Origin of the sequence: Hyella patelloides LEGE 07179 (assembly GCF_900659865.1) — a bacterium.
In the GTDB taxonomy this organism is placed as follows: Bacteria; Cyanobacteriota; Cyanobacteriia; order Cyanobacteriales; family Xenococcaceae; genus Hyella; species Hyella patelloides.
Map to the genome: position 1 here is coordinate 1 of NZ_LR214092.1, position 6,944 is coordinate 6,944.

The 6,944-nt window shown below is 39.9% G+C and carries 7 protein-coding genes; 3 read left to right on the forward strand and 4 right to left on the reverse strand.

Annotated features, from left to right (window positions below):
• Together H1P_RS29405 and H1P_RS29410 are read right to left on the reverse strand one after the other, a co-directional pair.
• The coding region (locus H1P_RS29405) for a UbiA family prenyltransferase (RefSeq protein ID WP_186376217.1) at window positions 1-293 on the reverse strand (293 nt) is incomplete at its 3' end.
• Between the two features lie 555 nt (window positions 294-848).
• On the reverse strand, window positions 849-1,766 hold the full coding sequence (locus tag H1P_RS29410; protein ID WP_144874440.1) for a COX15/CtaA family protein: 918 nt from the start codon (window positions 1,764-1,766) through the stop codon (window positions 849-851).
• A gap of 589 nt (window positions 1,767-2,355) precedes the next feature.
• Between H1P_RS29410 and H1P_RS29415 the strand changes: the two genes are divergently transcribed.
• The 3 genes from H1P_RS29415 to H1P_RS29425 all read left to right on the forward strand — a co-directional run bounded on the left by H1P_RS29415 (window position 2,356) and on the right by H1P_RS29425 (window position 5,691).
• Window positions 2,356-3,228 carry a cytochrome c oxidase subunit II gene (locus H1P_RS29415; protein WP_144874441.1) on the forward strand — a complete coding sequence of 291 codons (873 nt, stop codon included), beginning with the start codon at window positions 2,356-2,358 and terminating at the stop codon, window positions 3,226-3,228.
• Window positions 3,229-3,310: 82 nt separating this feature from the next.
• Window positions 3,311-4,948 carry a cytochrome c oxidase subunit I gene (ctaD, locus tag H1P_RS29420; protein ID WP_144874443.1) on the forward strand — a complete coding sequence of 546 codons (1,638 nt, stop codon included), beginning with the start codon at window positions 3,311-3,313 and terminating at the stop codon, window positions 4,946-4,948.
• 122 nt (window positions 4,949-5,070) lie between these two features.
• Window positions 5,071-5,691 carry a cytochrome c oxidase subunit 3 gene (locus H1P_RS29425; RefSeq protein WP_144874445.1) on the forward strand — a complete coding sequence of 207 codons (621 nt, stop codon included), beginning with the start codon at window positions 5,071-5,073 and terminating at the stop codon, window positions 5,689-5,691.
• Between the two features lie 133 nt (window positions 5,692-5,824).
• Here the strand turns inward: H1P_RS29425 and H1P_RS29430 are convergent, their stop codons facing one another.
• The gene (locus tag H1P_RS29430; RefSeq protein ID WP_144874447.1) at window positions 5,825-6,694 is read right to left on the reverse strand and encodes a flagellar motor protein; all 870 of its coding nucleotides are present in this window, start codon (window positions 6,692-6,694) and stop codon (window positions 5,825-5,827) included.
• Between the two features lie 41 nt (window positions 6,695-6,735).
• A partial coding sequence (locus tag H1P_RS36715) for a hypothetical protein (RefSeq protein WP_425461564.1) occupies window positions 6,736-6,944 on the reverse strand: 209 nt, incomplete at its 5' end.

A 6,944-nucleotide genomic window follows, 5' to 3' on the forward strand; every position in this document is an offset into this window, starting at 1 on the left:
TAGGGTTGAATGTCTCCTGAAGGTAAAGGTCGTTTGCGAGTCCGCACCATATCATAGTCAATGTCGCGGTCATAGATGCAATTCATGACTTGTGCTGAAGCTGCTGCTAATGTGCCTCCTGTGAGAGTTACTAATAGCAATATGGGATCTATTTTACCGTGGGAGGCGATCGCTATTGAAGCTGCCGTGGTAATTAGTAATAGTGGTATGATGCGGGGTTTTGTTAGTTGGTAATAATTGCGGATGGTGTCTAGTAAATTGTTGTGTTGACGGGCGATATTGCTGCCAATCATAGTTATTATTCCTAAATTTTGATTCATATTTGTGTTTCTTAAAGCCTGTAAGTCCCCTATGAGTTGGTAATCTGGGGACACTCAAGTCTTTTCTACATTCAATCTATGGCTGATTAAAATTCACGGGAGGAAATGAGGTCAGACCCCCTAAAGGGTTCGTTAGTTGCTCATTGAGGGAAACCCAAGGGGCTGATTCTGTCTTCTGAAGGCAGAACTCTTCTGCCCCGCCCAAGACCGCACTAACTCACGAAGTCAGAGGAAGGCCCCGTCTTTTCAAGGCGGGGCCTTCCTCTGACCGCGTCGCCTTAAGGCGTTTATACCCGTCGCATTGGGTGCAAGCGTCCGACTTAAACTGCGCGGGAAACCCACGCAGTCGCGGACTTGGGAATGCTTCCCGATGCGTGACTGTTAAGAAGCAGATTCCACTCCCGTGTTGACTGTGGATTGATAAATGTTCCACGATTGATGTTTTCAAGTTTAGTTCTTAGTTAAGTGGGCTGAGAGGATTAAACTGTAGTCCAGTCAACTAAAGTGTTCAAAACTGTTCAAAACTTTTTAACTTTTGAGTTCACATTTTGTATCTTTAATTGCTAGCACTGTAAAAGCAACTAAAATTCCTAATAGACTTGCACCCACAGCTTGATGGGTAATCGTCAGAGGTTCAACTTGTAAATGCAATCTAAAAGTAGCAATACCCAGAATAATCTGGAGAGTGACCAAACTTGCTGCAATGGTAGCTAATTTTCGCAAAATTCCCGATAAGGCAGGGGTACGCCAAGCTAACCAAACGACCACTATAGTCATAATCGTTGGGGGAAAAACACCTATTATGTGACCATTCATCACATGGCAAAGTTGAAAACCGCCAAAACACTGATGCAAAGCCCAGCGAGAAGCAACTAACCCACCAATGAGACTTTGCAGATAAACTAAAACCGCAGCAACCATACCCCATCTAGCCAAAGAATGGGACACTCCCGTACTTTGAAAAGGAAGCAAGGTAGTACCAATAACAATCAAGGTGCAAAAGAATAATAGGGCTGTACCCAGGTGGGCGGTGACAATATCAAAACGCAACATTTGAGTTACGGTTAGTCCTCCTAAAATGCCTTGGAAGACAATGAGAAACAAAGCAAAGCTGCTAGCCCAAGGAAGCCACTGGGGTAAATCTTTCCGCCACCACCAAGATAAGCCAGTTAAAGCGATCGCACTAAAGCCAATTACCGCAGCATCTAAGCGATGAAACCATTCTAAAAAGACCTGCCAATTCATCTGTTGAGTAGGGACAAGTTGACCGTAACAAAGAGGCCAATCAGGACAGGCTAAACCTGCATTCATTACTCTAGTCGCACTACCCACCGCCATGAGTAATAAAGTTGCGATCGCAATTTTCCAAACTAAACGACGAATAATGACTTGAGGTTGTATCCTTAAAGACGATTTCTTAGAAGATTGTAATATCGATTCTGTCATCTGGAACTATAAATACAGAGTACTATTTATGGAATTGCTATTTCTTTATACTGTAGCGACCTTTTTCTACAAAGATATCTCGTTTTGGATATTCTTCAGATTTACTTAAATATTGAGCGATACAATTGCATAGAGAAAATATTATAGGTGCTTGTTTTCTACTTCAACAACTCCCAATAAAACCTAAAGAAAAAACTAATTTTTTAGCCTTGCAAGACTCTGATAACTCGATTATTTAAACAAATACTTATTTTTATTTATATTACTTAACAAATAATAATAAACCTCAAAAAAAAGCTAAGAATTTGCTAAGGTTATCGGATTAAATACTCTTTAAAGCGAAGTTTGTCTTAACCTAATAGATAGACAATAATCAATATTATGTATGGCAATTTTTTCTCAATATTCTCAATATTCACAATTTTTTCTCAATATTCAATTAACAAGCCCAGTCTGAAACTGAATACAGTGCAGTTTGTCAACCAATAAAAGAGGGACAAGTACTACTAAAGAGAAAGTAACCAAAAAATTCTTTTATCTTCCTGTAAAACCTTGTTCATAAACAAAACACTTAATTTCTGAAAGAGCCGTGAATATCCCCAGTAACATTCTTACTCTTATCCTTGGTGTTGCCCTTACCCTAATCAGCCTTTGGTACGGTCAAAATCATGGACTAATGCCTGTGGCAGCTTCCCAAGAAGCCTCTGAAGTTGATGGTCTGTTTAATTTGATGATGACCATCGCGACAGGGCTATTTTTAATAGTGGAAGGGGCAATTGTTTATTCCGTAATTAAATTTCGCAGAAAAGAAGGCGATCTTACAGATGGACCGCCAATTGAAGGCAATGTCCCTTTAGAAATTCTTTGGACAGCAATTCCTACTGTAATTGTTTTTATCCTAGCCATTTATAGCTTTGAAGTTTATAACACTATGGGAGGACTCGATCCGATGGCTTCCCATGACCATCAGCAAATGATGGCAGAAGAAACTATGGAAAGTTCTCAGTTGTTGGCTATGGATAATTCTCGTTTGGCTCTTGGTTTGGGTCAATCCCCTGAAGGCGAACAAACCCCACCTTTAGAAGTTAACGTCAATGGAATTCAATATGCTTGGATTTTTAACTATCCCGAAACTGGTACTGTCTCAGGAGAGTTACACGTCCCAGTAGATCGTCCAGTCAAGCTAAATATGACTGCGGGAGATGTCTTACATGCTTTCTGGTTGCCAGAGTTTCGCATCAAGCAAGATGTCATTCCAGGTAGAGAGTCTTTATTAACCTTTACTCCCACTAGAACTGGTCAATATCCTGTAATCTGTGCTGAACTTTGTGGGGCATACCACGGTGGGATGAAAACTACGATCACCGTACACTCGACAGAAGATTATCAACAGTGGATACAAGATAACACTTTTGCCCAAGTTGAAACAGATGGTGATGTAGCACTTATCGGCGATCGATGATTATTCATTCAGCAGTTACGGACAAAAGACGAACAACGAACTAAATAATCAATAATCAATAATCAATAATCAATAATCAATAATGGAACAGGTACATCCACAAAGAAAGTGGCAAGATTATTTTGGCTTTAGTACCGATCATAAAGTGATCGGTGTGCAATATCTTGTAACAGCTTTCTTCTTTTATCTCGTAGGTGGTGCGATGGCTGAGGTCATGCGTACCGAACTCGCAACACCCGATCCCGATCTTGTTCAACCAGAATTTTATAACCAATTAATGACCATGCATGGGTCAATTATGTTGTTTCTCTGGATTATTCCTGCGGGGGCTGCTTTTGCTAACTATCTGATTCCTCTCATGATTGGGACGGACGATATGGCATTTCCCAGACTGAATGCAATAGCCTTTTGGATTATTCCTCCTGGGGGAATCTTTTTCCTATGCAGCTTTTTTGTGGGCGCACCCCAAGCAGGTTGGACATCCTATCCTCCTCTCAGCTTGGTTAGTGGTGTCTGGGGCGAAGAAATTTGGATTCTCAGCGTCTTACTGTTGGGGCTTTCCTCAATGTTAGGGGCGTTTAATTTTGTCACAACAATTTTAAAAATGCGGATGCCTGATATGGATATCCACAGTATGCCCTTATTCTGCTGGTCAATGTTAGCTACTTCAGCACTTGTTATCTTAGGTACTCCCGTCTTAGCAGCAGCCCTAATTTTACTTTCTTTCGATCTGATTGCGGGAACGGCATTTTTTAATCCAGCAGGGGGAGGCGACCCGATTGTTTACCAGCATATGTTCTGGTTTTACTCCCATCCAGCCGTCTATATTATGGTTTTGCCATTTTTTGGGGTTATTTCGGAAGTATTGCCAGTTCATGCCCGTAAACCGATATTTGGTTACAGAGCGATCGCCTATTCAGGTTTAGCTATCAGCTTCCTCGGTTTAATCGTTTGGGCGCACCATATGTTCTCTAGTGGTACTCCTGGTTGGTTACGGATGTTCTTTATGGCAACCACCATGATTATTGCGGTACCCACAGGAATTAAGGTATTTAGTTGGTGTGCGACTATTTGGGGCGGAAAAATCAGCCTTAATAGTTCCATGCTATTTGCTCTTGGCTTTCTTTCTTCCTTTCTCATCGGTGGCTTGAGTGGGGTTATGGTAGCATCTGTACCTTTTGACCTTCATGTCCACGACACCTATTTTGTTGTGGCTCACTTCCACTACGTCTTATTTGGTGGGTCAGTGTTTGCTTTGTTTGCAGGGGTATATCATTGGTTTCCCAAAATGTCGGGAAAAATGGTTAACGAAACTTTGGGTAGAATTCACTTTATTCTCACTTTTGTGGGCTTTAATCTTACCTTCCTACCCATGCATCCTTTGGGCTTACAGGGAATGAACCGCCGTATTGCTTTGTACGACCCTAAATTCCAAGCCATGAACGAATTGGTAACAATTGGCTCATACATTTTGGCAGTATCGACATTTCCTTTTCTGATTAATATTTTCTGGAGTCTCTGGAAAGGCAAAAAAGCACCTCGTAATCCTTGGCGGGCTTTAACTTTGGAATGGCAAACCTCTTCTCCACCAATTATTGAAAACTTTGAAGAAGAACCTGTATTGTGGGCAGGTCCTTATGATTATGGTATTGACACAGAAAGTGTTGATGGAGATGAAGAAGTAGACGATATGTTAGCCGAGGTAGCAGGTAGCAGTTAACAGTTATTGTTTATCAGTAATCAGTAGGTGGGCATTGCCCACCTAGTCCATAAATACCCATTAGCAATTAATAATTAGCAATTAACAATTAGTCACTAACAACTAACGAATAATCAACAAATATGCAAAGTTCAGCCGTAAACGAATCTCAAGTAGTAATTGATAGCCAACAGGAAAGTGGACATCACGGACATCCAGATCATCGGATGTTTGGGATTATTCTCTTCCTAATTTCTGATAGTATGACCTTTCTTGGGTTTTTTACTGCTTTCTTAATTTATAGGGCAATCATGCCCGTTTGGCCCCCTGAAGGCACACCAGAATTAGAATTGCTAGTACCCATTATCAACACTGTTGTCTTAGTAGCTAGTAGTTTTGTAATGCATAAAGGACAAGTTGCACTAAAAAAGAATGATATTAAAGGACTGCAACTGTGGTTCGGAATCACTGCTGTAATGGGTGTTGCTTTCTTACTAGGACAAAGCTATGAATACTTTAATGCCGAATTTGGTCTGACTACTAACTTATTTGCTAGTTGCTTTTATGCTTTAACTGGTTTCCACGGTTTACACGTTACAGTAGGGGTATTATTAATACTTTCTGTGTTGTGGCGTTCTCGAACTGAAGGGCATTATTCCAGTAGCAGCCATTTTGGTGTTGAAGCAGCAGAGATTTATTGGCACTTCGTTGATGTAATTTGGTTGGTGCTATTTATCTTGGTTTATCTATTGCAGATGTCGTAATCAAATAAATATTGTTTTTTTTGAGGTTTGGCTATGGCTGAACCTCTTTTTAGTGCCTAGATATCGAGTTCCAGAAAATGCTGAACCGATTCCCAAGTCTTTGGCGTAACGGACGCGTGGCAGCTTCAAAACACTACCTAATTGTTTCAGCTTTCCCTAAAGGAGAGAAGCGAATTTCGATGCGTCTTCTGTTAGCGTCAGGGTCACGATTGGTACCAGCAAAGTCCCCAGTCGGTAACTGTAATTGTGCTGCGGAATAAGCTCTAAATTGTACTCCTGCTAAACGTCCTTGCTGTTGTGCTAATTGTAATTGTTTTACTACTTCTAAGGCTCGCATTAAGCCAAGATCGGCGTTAGAGCCTGGAGTTAGACTACTAATGGGTTGTTTTCCTTGAGCAACTGATTCTAATTGTCGATCTAAGTTACTAGCACCGTTAAAATTAACTTGTCCGTCTGTGTGACCGATAATTTCTACTACATAAAGATTGCGCTGTCGGCTAATTTGTTCGATACGTTCTACTAAGTCTATCGAGATATAGTTTTTTAACTCTTGGGGTAATGTGGCACTACCTGAAGCAAATTGATATTCTCCTGAGTCTTGAATTACTACTATAGGAGGAGCGGATTTTAAGCGTTCTACTTCTGATTCAACGATATTGAGTCTGCTGTTACTGCGTTCTAGTAAAGTTTGTAATTCTGATGAAAGTCTACTAAGATTACCAGAGTTTTCTTTTAAGCGATTTATGGTTTCGTTTTTTGATTTTGCTTCTCTTTCTAGTAGTGCGATTTCTCTTTGTAATAATATTATTTGTTGCTCGCTGGTGCTGAGATTAAGCTGGGTTTCATCGGCAGTATATTTAAGAAATAAAGATTTAAACAAAGCTAATAATAAAAACAGGCTAATAATCATAAAAGCATTAGCCATTAGATCGGTAAAAGAGGGCCAAACGTTTAAATTTTCTTCAGCCACCTCTTGGTATTTAATTCTTTTTTTGATAGTCATAGCTAATTGATAGATAATAAATAATAAATAGTAGGTAATATTTAACTATGATTGTTTTTCGTGATTTGCACCAGCTCAGCCAACTGTTCTTGAATATTTTGTAGTCCTATTTGTTCTATTTGTTTACTTTTTTGATTAACTTCCACTAAGGTATTATATTTAAGATTAATACGATTGATTGCGTCATTAATAGTTGTTAGCTGATGCATGACTTTTGGTACTCCTTTTAAACTATGCTCAAAAGATTGGG

Bases quoted from the DNA above. Each gene is read 5' to 3' on its own strand.
- H1P_RS29410 (WP_144874440.1), bottom strand. From the start codon at position 1,766: ATGACAGAATCGATATTACAATCTTCTAAGAAATCGTCTTTAAGGATA.
- ctaD (WP_144874443.1), top strand. From the start codon at position 3,311: ATGGAACAGGTACATCCACAAAGAAAGTGGCAAGATTATTTTGGCTTT.
- H1P_RS29425 (WP_144874445.1), top strand. From the start codon at position 5,071: ATGCAAAGTTCAGCCGTAAACGAATCTCAAGTAGTAATTGATAGCCAA.
- H1P_RS29430 (WP_144874447.1), bottom strand. From the start codon at position 6,694: ATGACTATCAAAAAAAGAATTAAATACCAAGAGGTGGCTGAAGAAAAT.